The organism is Fortiea contorta PCC 7126, assembly GCF_000332295.1.
Lineage (GTDB): Bacteria > Cyanobacteriota > Cyanobacteriia > Cyanobacteriales > Nostocaceae > Fortiea > Fortiea contorta.
Genome location: NZ_KB235930.1, coordinates 153109 through 169027, shown reverse-complemented (window position 1 = coordinate 169027; position 15919 = coordinate 153109). Strand labels below are relative to the sequence as shown.

General features: G+C 44.4%; 21 protein-coding genes. 1 reads left to right on the top strand and 20 read right to left on the bottom strand.

Annotated features, from left to right (window positions below):
• From secG to MIC7126_RS0100860, 6 genes are all read right to left on the bottom strand, one after another.
• Positions 1-234 (bottom strand): preprotein translocase subunit SecG, encoded by a 234-nt coding sequence (gene secG / locus MIC7126_RS0100885; RefSeq protein WP_017651229.1) that lies wholly within the window; start codon positions 232-234, stop codon positions 1-3.
• A 75-nt stretch (positions 235-309) separates the two neighbouring features.
• Positions 310-1908: a 2,3-bisphosphoglycerate-independent phosphoglycerate mutase gene (gene gpmI, locus MIC7126_RS0100880; RefSeq protein WP_017651228.1), complete on the bottom strand. Its 1599-nt coding sequence runs from the start codon at positions 1906-1908 to the stop codon at positions 310-312.
• 414 nt (positions 1909-2322) lie between these two features.
• Positions 2323-4017: an ABC-F family ATP-binding cassette domain-containing protein gene (locus MIC7126_RS0100875; protein WP_017651227.1), complete on the bottom strand. Its 1695-nt coding sequence runs from the start codon at positions 4015-4017 to the stop codon at positions 2323-2325.
• 194 nt (positions 4018-4211) lie between these two features.
• A complete protein-coding gene (locus tag MIC7126_RS0100870) occupies positions 4212-5036 on the bottom strand; it encodes an Rpn family recombination-promoting nuclease/putative transposase (protein WP_017651226.1) in 825 nt (274 codons plus the stop codon).
• A gap of 24 nt (positions 5037-5060) precedes the next feature.
• Complete coding sequence (locus MIC7126_RS0100865; RefSeq protein WP_017651225.1) at positions 5061-5552, bottom strand: hypothetical protein; 492 nt, start codon at positions 5550-5552, stop codon at positions 5061-5063.
• Between the two features lie 291 nt (positions 5553-5843).
• On the bottom strand, positions 5844-6206 hold the full coding sequence (locus tag MIC7126_RS0100860) for a helix-turn-helix domain-containing protein (protein ID WP_017651224.1): 363 nt from the start codon (positions 6204-6206) through the stop codon (positions 5844-5846).
• 240 nt (positions 6207-6446) lie between these two features.
• Here MIC7126_RS0100860 and MIC7126_RS0100855 point away from each other — a divergent pair, with 240 nt between their 5' ends.
• Positions 6447-6893: a hypothetical protein gene (locus MIC7126_RS0100855; protein WP_017651223.1), complete on the top strand. Its 447-nt coding sequence runs from the start codon at positions 6447-6449 to the stop codon at positions 6891-6893.
• 9 nt (positions 6894-6902) lie between these two features.
• Here the strand turns inward: MIC7126_RS0100855 and prfA are convergent, their stop codons facing one another.
• From prfA to rplO, 14 genes are all read right to left on the bottom strand, one after another.
• A complete protein-coding gene (gene prfA / locus MIC7126_RS0100850; protein ID WP_017651222.1) occupies positions 6903-8003 on the bottom strand; it encodes a peptide chain release factor 1 in 1101 nt (366 codons plus the stop codon).
• Positions 8004-8100: 97 nt separating this feature from the next.
• A complete protein-coding gene (gene rpmE / locus MIC7126_RS0100845; protein ID WP_017651221.1) occupies positions 8101-8340 on the bottom strand; it encodes a 50S ribosomal protein L31 in 240 nt (79 codons plus the stop codon).
• A 93-nt stretch (positions 8341-8433) separates the two neighbouring features.
• Positions 8434-8850 carry a 30S ribosomal protein S9 gene (rpsI, locus tag MIC7126_RS0100840; RefSeq protein ID WP_017651220.1) on the bottom strand — a complete coding sequence of 139 codons (417 nt, stop codon included), beginning with the start codon at positions 8848-8850 and terminating at the stop codon, positions 8434-8436.
• The gene (rplM, locus tag MIC7126_RS0100835; RefSeq protein ID WP_017651219.1) at positions 8850-9305 is read right to left on the bottom strand and encodes a 50S ribosomal protein L13; all 456 of its coding nucleotides are present in this window, start codon (positions 9303-9305) and stop codon (positions 8850-8852) included. The genes rpsI and rplM overlap by 1 nt, the downstream gene beginning before the upstream one ends.
• Positions 9306-9334: 29 nt before the next feature.
• A complete protein-coding gene (gene truA / locus MIC7126_RS0100830) occupies positions 9335-10186 on the bottom strand; it encodes a tRNA pseudouridine(38-40) synthase TruA (RefSeq protein ID WP_017651218.1) in 852 nt (283 codons plus the stop codon).
• Positions 10187-10286: 100 nt separating this feature from the next.
• A complete protein-coding gene (gene rplQ, locus MIC7126_RS0100825; protein ID WP_017651217.1) occupies positions 10287-10637 on the bottom strand; it encodes a 50S ribosomal protein L17 in 351 nt (116 codons plus the stop codon).
• Positions 10638-10670: 33 nt separating this feature from the next.
• Positions 10671-11618: a DNA-directed RNA polymerase subunit alpha gene (locus MIC7126_RS0100820; RefSeq protein WP_017651216.1), complete on the bottom strand. Its 948-nt coding sequence runs from the start codon at positions 11616-11618 to the stop codon at positions 10671-10673.
• Positions 11619-11911: 293 nt separating this feature from the next.
• The gene (rpsK, locus tag MIC7126_RS0100815) at positions 11912-12307 is read right to left on the bottom strand and encodes a 30S ribosomal protein S11 (protein WP_017651215.1); all 396 of its coding nucleotides are present in this window, start codon (positions 12305-12307) and stop codon (positions 11912-11914) included.
• A 57-nt stretch (positions 12308-12364) separates the two neighbouring features.
• Positions 12365-12745, bottom strand: a complete 381-nt coding sequence (gene rpsM, locus MIC7126_RS0100810; RefSeq protein ID WP_017651214.1) for a 30S ribosomal protein S13 — start codon at positions 12743-12745, stop codon at positions 12365-12367.
• A 115-nt stretch (positions 12746-12860) separates the two neighbouring features.
• Entirely contained in the window at positions 12861-12974 is a 114-nt protein-coding gene (rpmJ, locus tag MIC7126_RS28930; RefSeq protein ID WP_015129703.1) for a 50S ribosomal protein L36, read from the bottom strand.
• Between the two features lie 115 nt (positions 12975-13089).
• A complete protein-coding gene (infA, locus tag MIC7126_RS0100805) occupies positions 13090-13314 on the bottom strand; it encodes a translation initiation factor IF-1 (RefSeq protein ID WP_006276978.1) in 225 nt (74 codons plus the stop codon).
• 179 nt (positions 13315-13493) lie between these two features.
• A complete protein-coding gene (locus tag MIC7126_RS0100795) occupies positions 13494-14045 on the bottom strand; it encodes an adenylate kinase (RefSeq protein ID WP_017651212.1) in 552 nt (183 codons plus the stop codon).
• Positions 14045-15358: a preprotein translocase subunit SecY gene (gene secY, locus MIC7126_RS0100790; RefSeq protein WP_017651211.1), complete on the bottom strand. Its 1314-nt coding sequence runs from the start codon at positions 15356-15358 to the stop codon at positions 14045-14047. The genes MIC7126_RS0100795 and secY overlap by 1 nt, the downstream gene beginning before the upstream one ends.
• A gap of 15 nt (positions 15359-15373) precedes the next feature.
• Positions 15374-15817, bottom strand: coding sequence for a 50S ribosomal protein L15 (gene rplO, locus MIC7126_RS0100785; RefSeq protein ID WP_017651210.1), 444 nt, complete (start codon positions 15815-15817; stop codon positions 15374-15376).
• Positions 15818-15919 lie beyond the last annotated feature (102 nt).

The following is a 15919-nucleotide window of genomic DNA, read 5'->3' as shown; positions in this document are numbered from 1 at the left end:
TTATTTAGGCAACCAACCAGCGCTTAAAACTGTTGTCAAACCCATAAAAATTACTGTCAGGGCCCATGTAACTCGGTTCAAAGTATTTTCTGCACTCTTAGTGCTGCTAAACAATTGGGCTTGTCCGCCAATTGCGCCGATTCCGTCGCCTTTGGGGCTATGCAACAGCACCAACACAATCAAACCGAGGGCGGAAGCTGCCCAAATGCCTTGCACAATGTTAGAAACTGTCATGGTAGCAATCTAAATAGATAATAAATTTGTACACAGAAGAGACAGTTAACTGTTAACAGTTAACTGTTTTCCATTTTACATACTTGCTTGCACAGGAGTGCGAGCGCGTTGCACGTCGTATTCTGCAGTTTTGACAAGCGATCGCCCTGTCATTTCCGGCGGCTGAGGTAGTTGTAAAATTTCAAGAATTGTCGGCGCAATGTCGGCTAACTTACCATCGTTTCGCAGTTCGACATCGGCACCATGTCCAGGGATTTTTGCTCTCTCTCCTTCTACCAAGATGAAGGGAACAGGGTTAGTAGTGTGGGCTGTCCAAGGATTACCTGCGTCATCTAGCATATACTCAGCGTTACCGTGGTCAGCAGTAATAATTGTTGTACCCCCGACTTTGGTGATGCTAGCGAGTAGACGACCCAAGCAGCGATCCACCTTTTCTACACCGACGATGGTCGCTTCTATCTGCCCAGTATGCCCCACCATGTCTGGATTAGCATAATTAATCACTACTAGAGAGTAGATGCACTTTTCCAGCGCCGAGATCGCTACATCTGTGACCTTTTCTGCTGACATCGCTGGGGCTTTGTCGTAAGTCGCCACCATCGGACTACTTACCAATTCCCTGTCTTCTCCTGGGAAAGGTTCTTCCAGACCGCCATTAAAGAAATAGGTGACGTGGGCGTATTTTTCGGTTTCGGCGGTGCGAAACTGTTTTAAATCATGGTTGGCTATGACTTCACCCAGAATATTACTGAGATTTTGAGGTGTAAAAGCTACAGCCACGGGTAAGTCAGAATCGTATTGCGTGAAGGTGGCAAAAGATAGCGGTGCGATTTGCTCTCTGTCAAAGCCCGTAAAGTTTGGGCTGACAAAAGCTTGTGTTAACTGTCTGGCGCGATCAGGGCGGAAGTTAAAAAATATCACGCCGTCCCCTGGCTCTATGGCACCGGCAGCAATGCGTTGTGGAACGATGAATTCGTCTGTCACCCCTTCTGCATAGGATGCTTTCAATACTTCTAAAGCTGTGCGATCGCTAAGAGCACCATCCTGTGTCATCACATCATAGGCGCGTTTGACCCGATCCCAACGGTGATCTCGATCCATTGCGTAGTAGCGCCCGCTGATGGTGGCTATCCGCCCGATGCCGATGCGGTCTAAATAATCTTGCAGTAAACCGATGGCGTTTACACCCTCTTTTGGCGTGGTGTCACGACCATCAGTAATCGCGTGGATACAAACTTCAGAAATTCGCTCATGCTTGGCTAAGTCAAGTAACCCGAATAGGTGGCTGATGTGAGAATGTACCCCACCTTCAGAACAAAGCCCAACTAGATGTAGTTTGCCATTGCGATCGCTAACTTCTTGGCAAATTTTGACAAGTGCTGGGTTATTGAGGATAGAACCATCTTCAACGGCGTCGGAGATACGTACCAATTCTTGGGGTACTACTCGCCCAGCGCCGATGTTCAAATGACCAACTTCTGAGTTGCCCATTTGTCCCTCTGGCAGCCCCACGGCTTTTCCTGACGTGCGAATGAGGGTGTGGGGATAGGCTGCCCATAGGCTATCCATGACTGGAGTTTTAGCGGCGGCAATAGCATTTCCTCGCTTTTCCTCGCAGTAGCCCCATCCGTCTAAAATGACTAGCACCACAGGAGCAACAGGTGCTTTGGTCATAGTAAAATTGCCCTTTACTTTTTGTAATACCCGAATGATACCATTGCTAATCGCCGCCGCAAGTGAATTTCTGCTTAATAACTTGTTTTATGAATGATTTAAATTTTTCTTAGATTTTTTTTAACTTTTGAGATTATTGCGTATTTTTTGTGATAATTAGGTGGGACTAGCAGTCTTTATTCATACTGTATTGATAGTTTTTTCTATATAATTATTCAGCTAGCAACGAAAATTTTAGTTAATAATTATTTTTTACCGCAAATAGTGCACTTGCGGTTTCTTGTTAACAACATCAATTTCTACTAATCACCAAGGAGTGATATAGCAGTTCTCAATCGCGTGAGGTACACATCTTTTCCTTTATCTTCAAAGGGAAGTACCATCACCAAATGAGAATGCTATGTATATCTCTCCTTACTTGCGTTTTGCAGAAGTTTTGGCAGTTTTAGCAGATTTTTTGGCAGCTTTTTCCGCAGCGATCGCCGCTAATTTAGCTTGCTCTTGTTCTTCGGCAATTTTTTCTAGATAGTAATGATAATTTCCTAAATAAACGCGGAATTCACCATCACGAATCTCCACAATTTTGTTAGCTACTTGAGAAATAAAATAGCGGTCATGGGAAACTACAATAGCCGTACCATCATAGTTTTTGATAGCTTCTTCCAGCATTTCTTTCGCTGGAATATCTAGGTGGTTTGTCGGCTCATCTAATATTAGTAAATTCGCTGGACGTAAGAGCATTTTCGCTAAAGCAAGACGAGCTTTTTCTCCTCCACTTAATGCTCCCACCTGTTTAAATACGGTGTCGCCAGTGAAGAGAAAGCTACCTAAAAGTGTGCGGACTTCTTCGTTTTTCCAATCAGGAACTTCATCATGGATGGTTTCCATGACTGTTTTCTTCAAATCCAAAGCTTCCGCTTGATTTTGCTCAAAGTAACCAGGAATAACATTATGTTCACCTAGGGTGACACTTCCTTCGGTGGGCGGTTCTGTACCCATAATTATTCTCAGCAGCGTTGATTTTCCGGCGCCATTGGGGCCTAAGAAAGCAATGCGATCGCCTCTTTCAATTAAGAGATTCGCTGCTAAAAAGAGGATTTTATCACCATAGATATGAGTTAAATCTTTAATTTGCACCACCTCACGCCCACTGCGAGGTGCGGGGGGAAAACGGAATTGTAAGGTTCTGACTCCAGCTGTGGGTGCTTCGATGCGCTCAACTTTGTCTAACTGCTTTTCTCGGCTTTTAGCTTGGGTACTGCGGGTAGCACTGGCGCGAAATCGATCAACAAAGGTTTGCTGTTTCTCTAATTCTTTTTGCTGGCGTTCATAAGCACTCAGTTGTGCTGATTGGTTTTCAGCTTTTTGTAAAAGGTAGGCTGAGTAATTACCAAGGTAATTAGCGGATACACCACGTTCAGTTTCCACAATTTGGGTGCAGAGGCGGTCGAGAAATTCCCGGTCATGAGAAACTATGACCATTGGGGTAATGAGTCCTCTGAGGTAATTTTCCAGCCACTCAATGGTTTCTAGGTCTAGATGGTTTGTCGGTTCGTCCAGCAGCAATAAATCAGGCTTTTGTAGCAGGATTTTACCTAAACTCATTCGCATTTGCCAACCACCAGAGAAAGCGCTGACGAGGCGATCGCCATCTTCTGGTTCAAATCCCATTTCTGGTAAAATTTTCCCAATGCGTGACTCCAAACCGTAGCCATCCAAAGCCTCAAATTGACGCTGTAAGCGATCCAACTTGTTGATCAGTTGGTCTAATTCTTCTGGAGTAGCGGTTTCCATCTCTCGCGTTACCTGCGCCAAAGATAGCTGGACTTGGTTCGCTTCCTTGAATACTGTCCAAAATTCTTCTCTGACAGTGCGGCTGGGGTCTACCTCAAATTCCTGGTTAAGGTAAGCTATATGTAGGCTAGCAGGACGAATGATTTCACCTGCGGTGGGTTCCATTTCCCCAGAGATGATTTTCAATTGGGTGGACTTTCCCGCACCGTTGACACCGACTAAGCCAATGCGATCGCCTGGTTTGACTTCCCAGTTGATATCTTTGAGAACTTCACCTGTAGGGTATATTTTACTTATATGTTCGAGTCGCAGCATCAAGTTTCTCTCAGGTAGGGGATTGGTATTTGGGGAAGATGTACTAACGCCGTGTCAATCTTAACAAAATTTAACCCAAAAAATCTTCGTGGGAAATTTCTCACAAGCACATTCAATATCATTTGCTGCTAAAAATTTAGTACTGCAGTACTATTAATCTAACTTAATTTCTGCTTTAACCTAGACTGTAGCGATCATACATTCTCAAAACCATTCACCACTTTTCTAACTTCTGCAAGACTCAAATCTACCGCTTCGGCTACTTGTTCTATAGAAAACCCTAATTTTAACAACCGAGATATCGTTCTTAATTTTTCCCTGTAGACCCCTTGTTCAATACCTTGTTCAACACCTTGTTCAACACCTTCTTGAAAAACTTCTTGATAAAATTTTGTTTGCTTTAACTCGCTTAATCCAAACATTTTCTCTACGTCCTCCCTACTCATGTTGGGAAACTTGTACAACAAGATGGTCTCTATTAATTGTAATAACTTCTGCCGTGATTGAGAGTTTGATTCTCGCTTAGTTCTGTCGATCAACTCTCTGGCTTGCACGATTGCTGTTGAATCCTCTGACTCAACTACTAATTTAGCGGTTGCCACGCCAATTGGTAAAGAGGCACTTTCTCCTAATTCATCTATATAAATACGCTTGACACGTTGACTGGAGAAAAACTCCCGGTAGTGTTTGATATCTCCTACATCAACACTCCGACTAGGATACAAAACTACAGCACCCCAGTCATTTTGCGGTTGGTTCTGACGGAGATATAGACATACTTCTGCAAATAGTCGTGAGTATATTTTGCTATCTGTTTGAAACTGGACTTCAGCGAAATAAATCGGGTGACTATCTCCTTGTATGGGGACAAATACACCATCGATTCTGAATGCTGTTTGTTTAATTTCAACAGATGAGAACTGATAAATGTTAGCTTGAGCAGGAGAATTCCCGATTAGTTCAAAGAAGATATGAGGAAATTCTTGAAATAGGCGGTAGAAAATGCTGTCTGTTTTCACTAGGTTTGAATAATTTGCTCAGATTTATGTTTCTCCTTCCACACCATCCCGTACCTCTAACAACCGCTCCTTTGACATCCCTAATATTCGCGAAAGTGGCGCTAATAAAATATCCTCAACTGCTTCCCCAGCGTAAATATTATTCAATTCTGTGGGTGATAATTTGAAAGTATCACAAAATTTAGTAAACTCTTGATTATTCAAATCTAGCTCCTTTTGTCTTTCACCCAACAAAAGAGCGATCGCTCTCGTTCCATATTTCGGACGTTCACTAATTTTGATATATTTTTTCATCACTTGCTTGATTTGACTAATATCACCACCAGTCTTCCTAATTAGATCAGTGCAAGCTATTTTTAATGCTTTTGATAAAACTTCTTCCTCATTTAAAAATTTAATGATTTCACTAGCATATTCTTGTTTAAAAAAACCAACTAAATCACCTTTATGATAAACTGGTGTATATAGCTCATTAGATTTAAATTGCCAATCTAAATTTTCACTACATAGCGACATAATGACACCCTGAAAAATTTAAGACTTCACCATTTTAAAACCATATCTCATCACCCGCCAGTGGTCTTACTAGTATCAAACTTAGTTGGCTTTTGTAATCAGGAAGAAATACAGCAGCAACAAGACCCTCCCGAATTGTGTAGGCGAGCAATTCAAGAGGCTTTAGATAAACACAAAAAAAAATAGCAAAGCTCAAGCAATTATGATTTTAATTCCCCAATCTTGCCACTTTTGATTAGTAAATATTAATCAAGTGAAATTTCGCCGATAAACTCTCCAAGGAAGCTTTATTTAACTAGCCTTAGCCTCATCTCCAGACGCTTCTGCAACCGCAGCCAACCTATCAGCCGCCGCTTGGACTATTTGAGCTACTTGACTCAGAGGCATGTGCTGGATTTGTCGTAGAATCAAAGTCAAATCTGAAGTTTCTGGAATTGGCTTACCATCCAAGCAGCTCAATAATTCTTCCATTGTGTAGCCTGCTTTGGACGCGATTTGAGCCAAATTTTCCGTATCTGGCACCTTGACGCCTTTTTCCCACATCTGAACAGCAGTTGCAGAAACTCCTAAAAGCCTACCGAATGCTCGCTGGCTCATGGAACCGCGAGCTAGTTTAATGATTTCAATCAGTTTTTGTCTGCTTTCAATGTTCACTGCTTGTGTAGCTAGTCAACTGCGTTTACACATCTAGTTGCAATACTACAAGTTTACTTTGCATATTGACAACCTTGTATTTTGACTATAAACTATATCTTCTGTTGGCAATCAGCAACTATGGTATTCAATTCTGGAGTGGAATGATTTAATCATTCCTATCTCAGATAACTTAGTTTGCTACGGCTGCTTCAATAGTGGCTGGGCATTGCTGCGAATAAATAATATCGATGGTGCAAAATGTTTCGCAAGCTACGCAAAGGTATACAGTATCGCCGCCAAGGTAAAAATCTTATAGCTATTAATAAAATTAAACCAGAACAGTGGCACATTTTGGAAACAGAAGCTAAAGAAGCACTCCAAGCCCAAGGCTACAAAGTCAAGCAAATTAAAAAAATTACCAGCCTTAAGCATCAGGTTTGTATTTCCTTCTGGGATTGTCAAGGCAACGTGTGCAGCAGCTTTTTCAGTTACCGCATTTTTGCACGTTGGCACAGCGAAGTTGCAAAGTTAGTTGAGAGTTGCCAAACTTCAAAGGAATTAATCAAGTTAAATCACTTTGTGCAATATGAATTTGCGTGTTACTACTATCCCAATGACGTAGAAACAGCGCTTCAACAAGCATTAGAAAACCGCTTATGTGTACTAAATAGTACATTATCACAGGCGGTTCTCTCTGTTATTTAAAGACCAATATTAGTTGGTGGCGCCAGCAGCAGCTAACTCTGCTAAACGCTCCTGCTGGTCTTGAGATATACAAGATTGGATGAGTGTTTCCAAATCGCCTTCTAGGACGGGGTTAAGAGCATAGTTCTGTCCTAGGCGGTGGTCGGTGGCGCGATTATCTTTATAATTGTAAGTGCGGATTTTTTCAGATCGCGATCCCGTACCTACTTGCGATCGCCGCATGGAAGTTACAGCCTCTTGTTGTTCGCGTAACTTCATTTCATACAACTTCGCCCGCAAGATTTGCATCGCCCGCTCTTTGTTCTGCAACTGGCTGCGTTCTTCTGTGCAGAAAATCCGGATACCAGTTGGTTTGTGATACAAGTCAGCGGCTGTTTCCACCTTGTTGACGTTTTGTCCACCAGCACCACCAGAACGAGCCGTACTCATTTCAATATCCTTGGGGTCGATATGGATTTCCACATCATTCACCTCTGGCATAATTGCCACAGTGGCTGTGGAGGTGTGAACCCTTCCCCCAGCTTCTGTTGCTGGTACACGCTGCACTCGATGCACTCCAGCTTCAAACTTCAGCTTACTGTAAACGCTCTCACCCTGAATTTCCAGAATAACTTCTTTAAATCCACCCATTTCACCTAGTGACTCGCTCACTAGCTTGACTCTCCACCCCTGAACATCGGCATAGCGGGAGTACATTCGCAGCAAATCCCCAGCCCAAATACTCGCTTCATCTCCCCCAGTACCGGCGCGAATTTCTAACATGATGTTTTTATCATCATTAGGATCGCGGGGTAACAGCAAGACCTTTAAACGATTTTCTAAAAATTCTAGCTTTTGCTCTAATTCTGCCACTTCCAGGGCGGCGATTTCTTGTAACTCCGGATCGCTATTTGCTTCTTTGAGCACCTGACGCGCCCCTACTAATTCTTCCTGAGCAGTTTTCCAAGTTTCGTAAGTATTCACTACCTCTTCCAAAGAAGAACGAGACTTGGCAATTTTTTGATACTCGTCAGGATTTTTCGCAGTATCAGGGTCAGCAAGGCGACGTGTTAATTCAGTAAAAGTTTGTTCAACAGATTTGAGTTTTTCTAACAGGTATGTTTCAGCCATGACAACGACGCTCCTTAAAAATCACAAATTGGCTCACTCATTAAATGACAATCGACCCAGCGAGCGCAGGGTCGTCGTTAACAGCAGAGCCAATTCGCTACTTTTTCTGTTTGTCGTTAGAGGCTTGAGTGCTAGACATACCGTATTTGCGGAGGAAGCGCTCAACGCGACCTTCGGTGTCAATAATCTTCTGAGTACCGGTGTAAAAGGGGTGGTTCCCAGACCAAACGTCTACGTGCAATTCTGGCTTAGTAGAGCCAACAGTCATCACAACTTGACCGTTGCAGTAAACTTTAGCGTCTGGATACCACTTGGGATGAATATCAGCTTTAGCCATTGTTCCGTTTGTGGTAAATCTATAGAAATTATAACTTTTAGGCGGCAATCGGGACTAGGGGCTAGAATATCGATTCTTAACCGTGCCCAATACCTATCGTTTGGAGTACTGAGGTGCTTTGCGGGCTTTGTGTAAACCGTATTTTTTCCGCTCTTTGGCTCTGGGATCACGGGTCAGATAGCCTTCAGTTTTTAAAGGCGAGCGGTTATCTGGATCTAGTTGACACAAAGCGCGAGCGACTCCTAGGCGAATGGAGTCAGCCTGTCCGGTCAAGCCACCACCTTCAGCCTTGACTAAAATATCGTATTCGTTTTCCAATCCCAAGGTTTCTAGAGGAGCCTTGATCACTCCCAAATAGTTAGCGTTGAATTGGAAGTATAATACTCCGTCCTTGCCATTTACAGTCAGCTTACCTTCGCCGGGGACTAGGCGTACCCGTGCGACTGCCGACTTACGACGGCCTGTGCCCCAGTATACAGCGCGACCGCTGTTAGCTTCTGCCACTACCATTAATTTTCTGCTCCTGGAATTGTATTAATTTTCAGTTCTTTGGGTTTTTGTGCTGCGTGGGGATGAGTAGGCCCTGCGTATACTTTCAACTTAGTGAATAAGTGTTTACCCAAGCTATTTTTGGGCAGCATACCTTTAACAGCATGTTCTAAAATTCGTTCTGGTAAACGTTGTTGTAGTTTTGCAAAGGTTTCTGTTTTCATTCCCCCAGGACGGCCGGAATGGCGACGGTAAAGCTTTTGTGTTCGTTTCTTACCTGTAACTGCGACTTTTTCGGCGTTGATCACAACTACAAAATCGCCTGTGTCCATGTGGGGAGTGTATTCGGGTTTGTTTTTACCTCGCAAAACCTGGGCGATTTCGCTGGCGAGGCGACCGAGGCGTTTGTCGGTGGCGTCTACGACGTACCACTCATGCTCAAGGGCTGCTTGAGGAGGAAGGTAGGTTTTACTCATGTGGTTTGTCCTTTATCATTTGTCGTTTGTCAAGGGTCATTTGTTGTCACTCGTGACTCTTGACTAATAATTAATTTTGGTAAGGTCTCGTACCAAATCTCTTTGGGAAAGGGGAAATCTGAATAGCCGACTCGCAATAAGCATAAGCCTTGGGGCGGTGCGGCGTATTTGACTTCTTCCCGGCGCTGTTCTTGCCAGAGTTGGGTAAAGTTTGTCAAGGGACGATGCCCGGAACCTACTTGTACCAACATCCCGATCAAGAGCCGCACCATACCATACAAAAATCCATCTGCTTGAATTTCAATATGGATAAATGGCCCGCTGCGAATACACTCTGCTGCTTGCACTTCTACCCAAGAATGCGATCGCTTTGACCCGGCGCGATGAAAAGCGGCGAGATCATGCTTTCCCAGCAAGGGCTTCAGGGCTGTTTGCATTAAGCATTCATCCAGGGGTGCATAATAATAGTGCCAACTGAAGGGAGAAGCGAACAAGTTCGGTCTGTCTTCAGTGAACAACGTGTAGCGATACCGTCGGTAAGCGGCGCTAAAGCGGGCGTGCCAGTGGCTCTCTACACTTGCTGAAGCTCTTATTAATATATCTTGGGGCAGATAGCTATTGAGAATAGTTGCCCATTTGTGCGCCGGGATCAAACCTGTGGCTTCAAAATGGGCTACTTGAGCGGCGGCGTGAACACCTGCATCGGTTCGTCCTGCGCCGTGTAGTGTCACATGATACCCAAGAATTCGCGCGATCGCTGTTTCTATCTCTTCTTGGACACTACGCTGATGTTTTTGCCGTTGCCAACCATGAAAGTGAGTGCCCAGGTATTGGATTACCAGGGCTACTCTGTGAGTTTGTGGCTGGTGGCTTTCTAACATACATGTCATTTGTCATTTGTCATTTGTCATTCATGTAAATAAGTCTTCAACTTGATCATAGAAATATTTCACTTTTGACTCTTGACATTTGACCCTTGACTTAAACTAATTCCAAAATAGCCATTTCCGCATTGTCACCCCGGCGCGGGACGGTGTGCAGAATGCGGGTGTAACCACCTTGGCGATTAGCATACCGAGTGGGCGCTTGCTCAAACAAAGCGTGAACTAATGATTTATCGTAGATATAACCAAGAGCTGCACGGCGTGATGCTAGAGAGCCATCTTTAGCCAGAGTGATCATTTTGTCTACTTCACTCCGCACAACTTTAGCCCGAACTAAAGTTGTGGTAATTCTGCCATGACGAACTAGCTCGGTGGTGAGAGCGCGTAGCAGCGCCCGACGCTGGTCTGCTGGTTTACTGAGTTTTTTGACCCGACAACGGTGACGCATAATAATGCACTATGAATAATTAACGGTTTTCAATTAGGCGTGTTTCGAGCCTCTTTCTGGAGGTAAAGTAATGCCTAAGCGGCGCTGTAAAGCTTCTACTACTTCTTCTGCTGACTTTTGACCGAAGTTTTTAATTTCTAACAGGTCTTCTTGGGTATAATCCAGCAAGTCGGCTACAGAGTTAACTTGTGCCCGCTTGAGACAGTTATAAGCCCGTACAGAAAGCTGCAATTCTTCGATCGGAATTTGGGCTGTGGGGTCGTCGGGAATATCCGAACCGATATCGGTTGGTTCTAGAGAGATATCCTTCAACGGGTTGAATAGCTCTACTAAAATCCCCGCAGCAGAGGATAGCGCTTCTTGGGGAGAGAGGCTACCATTTGTCCAAACTTCTAACAGCAGTCGGTCTTTGGTGATGGAGCCATCGCCACGGGCTTCTTCAACGCTGTAGTTAACTTTACGCACTGGCATAAACACGGAGTCGATTTGCAGAAAGTCCAAAGATGTGGCTTCTTCTCTTCCCCGCTCTACAGTGCGATAACCTTTACCTTTCTCGATCCGAAATTCCATTTCCAGCTTACCGCCCTCAGCTAGGGTGGCTACATACTGGGTCGGGTCGATCACTTCTACTTCACTGGGTAAATCAAAATGAGCCGCAGTCACTGTTGATGGGCCGTTAACCAGTAATCTACCAATCTGGGGTTGTGAGGAATAGCTTTTGAGGATGACTTCCTTCATTTTCATGAGGATTTCTAGCACGTCTTCCCGCACACCAGGAACTGTAGCAAACTCGTGGGAAACGCCTGCAATCCTGACTGCTGTAACTGCTGTTCCCTCTAGATTGGACAGCAAAACTCGCCTCAAGGCGTTACCAACTGTCGTTCCTTGTCCGCGTTCTAGAGGCTCGAGGACAAATTTACTGTAATGGCTCCGACTTTCTTCTGTATTAGACTCTACACATTCAATTTGAAATTGCGCCACGGAGCGGCCTCCCTTGTTTTGAGGTGCTGCTGAAAGGCAAGTCAATTGCCTCCCGAATCTACTTTCTACCTTGATCTGCTTGGGGTTGTGTCAAACTGCCAACATGAGACGTTGCTAGAGTTTGACGGCATTCATCTCACGGGTGCTCATCATGTTAAGGATTTTGGGAAGTTGAGCAGATGTCCTTCTGGGGGGACTTGTTAGTTTATGTGTCACAAGCGGCTTTCTGGAAGTCATCACAGGTGACTTGCTTCTGCTCTCATTTTTTGACCCGACTGTCTCGCTGTTTATCTCTAAACTCGGCGGCGCTTGGGAGGACGGCAACCATTGTGAGGAATCGGGGTAATATCCCGAATGAGAGTGATTTCTAATCCTGCTCCTTGGAGGGCACGGATAGCTGTTTCTCTACCTGCTCCCGGGCCACTGACCATCACCTCTATTTGGCGCATTCCTTGATCAATAGCTCGACGAGCAGCGCTTTCTGCAGCTGTCTGGGCTGCAAAGGGAGTTCCTTTTTTTGCTCCCTTAAAACCGCTGGAACCCGCGCTTGCCCAAGAGATGACATCGCCGTTTTGATCGCTAATGGTAACAATGCTATTGTTGAAAGTAGATTGGATATAGGCTATCCCATTAGGTACGTTCCGTTTCTGCTTTTTGCTCCCGGATTTTTTTGTTGGTTGTCGCGCCATATTTGTGTAGTTAAGTTAAGGTAAAACTTGCTCTGATTAACAGCAAGCATGAGGATTTTATTTGCCCGGTGCTTTCTTCTTGCCAGCCACTGTCTGCCTTCTACCTCGTCTGGTTCTGGCATTGGTGCGGGTTCTTTGTCCTCTGACTGGTAAGCTCATGCGATGACGCCGACCTCTGTAAGTACCAATGTCGATGAGGCGTTTGATGTTCATCGCTTCCCAGCGCCGCAAGTCGCCTTCGACTTGATAGTTGCTTTCTATTTCTCCTCGCAGAGCAGCAACATCAGCGTCGCTTAAATCTTTGACGCGAGTGTCAGGGTTGACTCCCGTAGCCGCTAAAATTTCTTGCGATCTAGATAACCCAATTCCGTAGATGTATGTTAGACCAATCTCAACACGTTTATCGCGTGGAAGGTCTACTCCGGCAATCCGTGCCACAATGAATCTCTCCCTCTTGTTTTGCCAATTGCTGTGGAAAAAATGCGGCTAAACGCATCTTGTTTTTTTGGTGGTGTGTTGGTCTTGCCTTGCACTTGCTCTGCTAGTCTGAGCGTTATCCTTGGCGTTGCTTGTGCTTGGGGTTGACGCAGATCACCATAACGCGACCACGTCGTTTGATCACGTTACACTTTTCACAAATTTTCTTGACCGAGGCTCTGACTTTCATGCCTTTATTATTTGACTCCAAATATTAGATTATAGCATTTATGGGAAAAATATTCAGTTAAATGCATATTAATCGCCTACTAAGGTGATTTTATGGTAATATTTTCTACATATACTTACTTCTTGCGTAGCCGATAGGTGATTCTGCCCTTGGTTAAGTCGTAGGGAGTTAACTCTACTTTGACGCGATCGCCGGGTAAAATCTTGATATAATTACGGCGAATTTTGCCGGAAATATGGGCGAGTACATTAAAGCCATTGTCTAAGTCAACGCGAAACATCGCATTGGGCAAAGACTCTGTAACTGTACCTTCCATCTCAATCAAATCTTGCTTAGACAATTTGTGTTTTCCTCAATTCAACAAGCTCCCATTCTGTTGCAGTGCCTTCACCTGCAAGAGAACACATTTTAAGATAAATATCAACAGTTTATTAATATATCTTAGCGAAATTTTCAATTGATCCTGCTGATGTAGAAGAGTAGGGGGAGATGATATCTTCATCGCCCTCATCCTCATCCTCAAGCTATGACTTTTTGCAATTCCGTAGAAACTTCTTCTGGGGATTGATTGCCGTTGACCGTGAGTAATTTTTGGCGATCGCGGTAATAATCAATCAAGGGTGCTGTTTCCGCCCGGTAAACTTCAAGACGACGACGAATCACATCTTCGCTATCATCTTTTCTTCCGCGTCCCAGTAAGCGCGTCACAACAATTTCATCAGGGGCGTCTAGATTAACTACCCTTTCGTTGTTTTGATTAATTGTTACCAACAATTGATCCAAAAAAGCCGCTTGTGACACATTGCGGGGAAAGCCATCTAGAATCCAACCTGATTGAGCATCCGATTGCGAGAGGCGTTCTTTGACCAAATTCTGTGTCAACTCGTCAGGGACTAACTCACCTTTATCCAGATAACCTTGAGCTATGGTTCCTAAAGGAGTTTGCTCTTTGATAGCTTGTCTAAATATTTCCCCTGTGGAAATATGGGGAATACCCAAGAATTGAGCTAAGCTTTGAGCTTGAGTTCCTTTACCAGCTCCTGGCGGCCCCAAGAAGATTAATCGCGTCACTATTGTTTCACCATTCCTTCATAGCGCTGAGAAATCACGTAAGTTTGGACTTGTTTGGCTGTATCGATAGCCACACCAACTAAAATTAGCAAAGAAGTAGCACCCAATCCTTTAAAGGTGGGAACACCCAATGCACTTTCAACTGCTGTGGGGATAATAGCCACGAAGCCTAAAAAGATAGCACCTAAGAAAGTCAGTCGATTGATCACCCGCTCGATATACTCACTAGTAGCCTTACCTGGGCGAATCCCTGGAATACTAGAACCCATTTTCTTTAAGTTCTGCGCTACGTCTATCGGGTTGACAATCAACGAAGAATAGAAGTAACTAAAGAAAACAATAGAAATTAAGTACACCAAGGCATAAGCCCAAGGCTGAGAACCGCCAGGACTGAGATAATTGTTAACGATGTTTGCTAATTCCGGATTTTTTGTAAAATTAGCAATCAGCAACGGCAAACTCAAAATGGCAGCTGCAAAAATAATTGGCATGACACCGCCAGAATTGAGGCGCAGGGGTAGGTAGCTGCGTTGTTCAGCTAACACACGGCGACCGACTTGGCGACGAGCGGAAATAATGGGGATGCGGCGGATACCTTCTTGCACAAACACGATCCCCACAATTGTTGCTAGGAATACCAACACCAGCACAATCACGCGACCGACTATTTCTCTACCGCCTACTTGTACCAAGTCAATGGTGTCACCCAAGGACTTAGGTAATGAAGCCACAATATTGACAAAAATCAGCAATGATGCACCATTACCAATACCACGTTCTGTGATTAATTCTGATGCCCACATCACGAACATGGAACCGGCTGTGAGAGCGATCGCTGTTTCCGCTACAAATATCAGTCCTGGTTTTAAAGCAAATTGCTGCAAAAAGAAATAGGAAAAAGCTGTACTTTGGATAATTGCCCAACCCACCGTCACATAGCGGGTGATTTGGGAAATTTTCCGTCGTCCCGCTTCTCCTTCATTTTTCTGTAAATTTTCTAAAGATGGAATTGCCGCGGTCAGTAATTGGATGATAATGGACGCATTAATAAAGGGCAAAATCCCCAAAGCAAAGACTCCCAAAGTCGAAAGTCCCCGCCCGGAAAAGATATCCAGTAAACCGAATATAGAGTTATTTCCCGATATAGCTTCAGCAAACCTAGCTCTATCAATTCCTGGTACAGGTAAAAAGATGCCCAAGCGAACCAAAATTAAAATACCGACGGTGACGAGCAGCCGACCTCTGAGTCCTGCTGCTTGGGCCATCTGCATAAAAGTTTCTTGAGCCGTGGGGGCTTTGTCTCGACTGATCATAGAGTGCTACCTTCTTTATATAACTTCGCAACTCCCTCCAGCTGCTTCTATTTTGCTGCGAGCTTGTCCTGTAAAAGCAGCAGCTTTGACTGTCAGGGGTACAGTCAATTCACCATTACCCAAAATTTTCAAAGAACCCTTGACAGAGGTGAGAATACCTGCTGCTTTCAATGACTCTAAAGTTACTTCTGTGTTGGCAGGGAGGGAGGCTAGCTTCTCTACATTAATCGTAGTGTAAATCTTGCGATTCACAATCGGAAAGCCTTTCAACTTGGGTAGACGGCGGTACAATGGCTGTTGCCCCCCTTCAAACCCAGGACGAGTACCGCTACCAGAACGAGATTTTTGTCCCCGCATACCTAGACCAGCACTGGCGCCTTGTCCGGCGGAAATACCTCTACCTACACGCTTGCGGCGTTTTTTTGAGCCTTTTTGGGGCTTGGCATCGCTGAGTCTCATAATTTAATTTGTCGTTTGTCATTGGTGATTGGTCATTTGTCATTGATTGGGGATGCAGACTAAAAGTCACATAATTAGAGTAAAAAATCTATCTTTTCTAGC

What these genes read in the sequence shown, in the direction of transcription:
- secY (WP_017651211.1), bottom strand. Translation starts at nt 15,358, where the DNA reads ATGATCAGTCGAGACAAAGCCCCCACGGCTCAAGAAACTTTTATGCAG.
- rplQ (WP_017651217.1), bottom strand. Translation starts at nt 10,637, where the DNA reads ATGCGTCACCGTTGTCGGGTCAAAAAACTCAGTAAACCAGCAGACCAG.
- gpmI (WP_017651228.1), bottom strand. Translation starts at nt 1,908, where the DNA reads ATGACCAAAGCACCTGTTGCTCCTGTGGTGCTAGTCATTTTAGACGGA.
- rplM (WP_017651219.1), bottom strand. Translation starts at nt 9,305, where the DNA reads ATGAGTAAAACCTACCTTCCTCCTCAAGCAGCCCTTGAGCATGAGTGG.
- prfA (WP_017651222.1), bottom strand. Translation starts at nt 8,003, where the DNA reads ATGGCTGAAACATACCTGTTAGAAAAACTCAAATCTGTTGAACAAACT.
- MIC7126_RS0100865 (WP_017651225.1), bottom strand. Translation starts at nt 5,552, where the DNA reads ATGTCGCTATGTAGTGAAAATTTAGATTGGCAATTTAAATCTAATGAG.
- rpmJ (WP_015129703.1), bottom strand. Translation starts at nt 12,974, where the DNA reads ATGAAAGTCAGAGCCTCGGTCAAGAAAATTTGTGAAAAGTGTAACGTG.
- MIC7126_RS0100875 (WP_017651227.1), bottom strand. Translation starts at nt 4,017, where the DNA reads ATGCTGCGACTCGAACATATAAGTAAAATATACCCTACAGGTGAAGTT.
- rpsI (WP_017651220.1), bottom strand. Translation starts at nt 8,850, where the DNA reads ATGGTAGTGGCAGAAGCTAACAGCGGTCGCGCTGTATACTGGGGCACA.
- rplO (WP_017651210.1), bottom strand. Translation starts at nt 15,817, where the DNA reads ATGAGACTCAGCGATGCCAAGCCCCAAAAAGGCTCAAAAAAACGCCGC.
- MIC7126_RS0100855 (WP_017651223.1), top strand. Translation starts at nt 6,447, where the DNA reads ATGTTTCGCAAGCTACGCAAAGGTATACAGTATCGCCGCCAAGGTAAA.
- secG (WP_017651229.1), bottom strand. Translation starts at nt 234, where the DNA reads ATGACAGTTTCTAACATTGTGCAAGGCATTTGGGCAGCTTCCGCCCTC.
- truA (WP_017651218.1), bottom strand. Translation starts at nt 10,186, where the DNA reads ATGTTAGAAAGCCACCAGCCACAAACTCACAGAGTAGCCCTGGTAATC.
- rpsK (WP_017651215.1), bottom strand. Translation starts at nt 12,307, where the DNA reads ATGGCGCGACAACCAACAAAAAAATCCGGGAGCAAAAAGCAGAAACGG.
- rpmE (WP_017651221.1), bottom strand. Translation starts at nt 8,340, where the DNA reads ATGGCTAAAGCTGATATTCATCCCAAGTGGTATCCAGACGCTAAAGTT.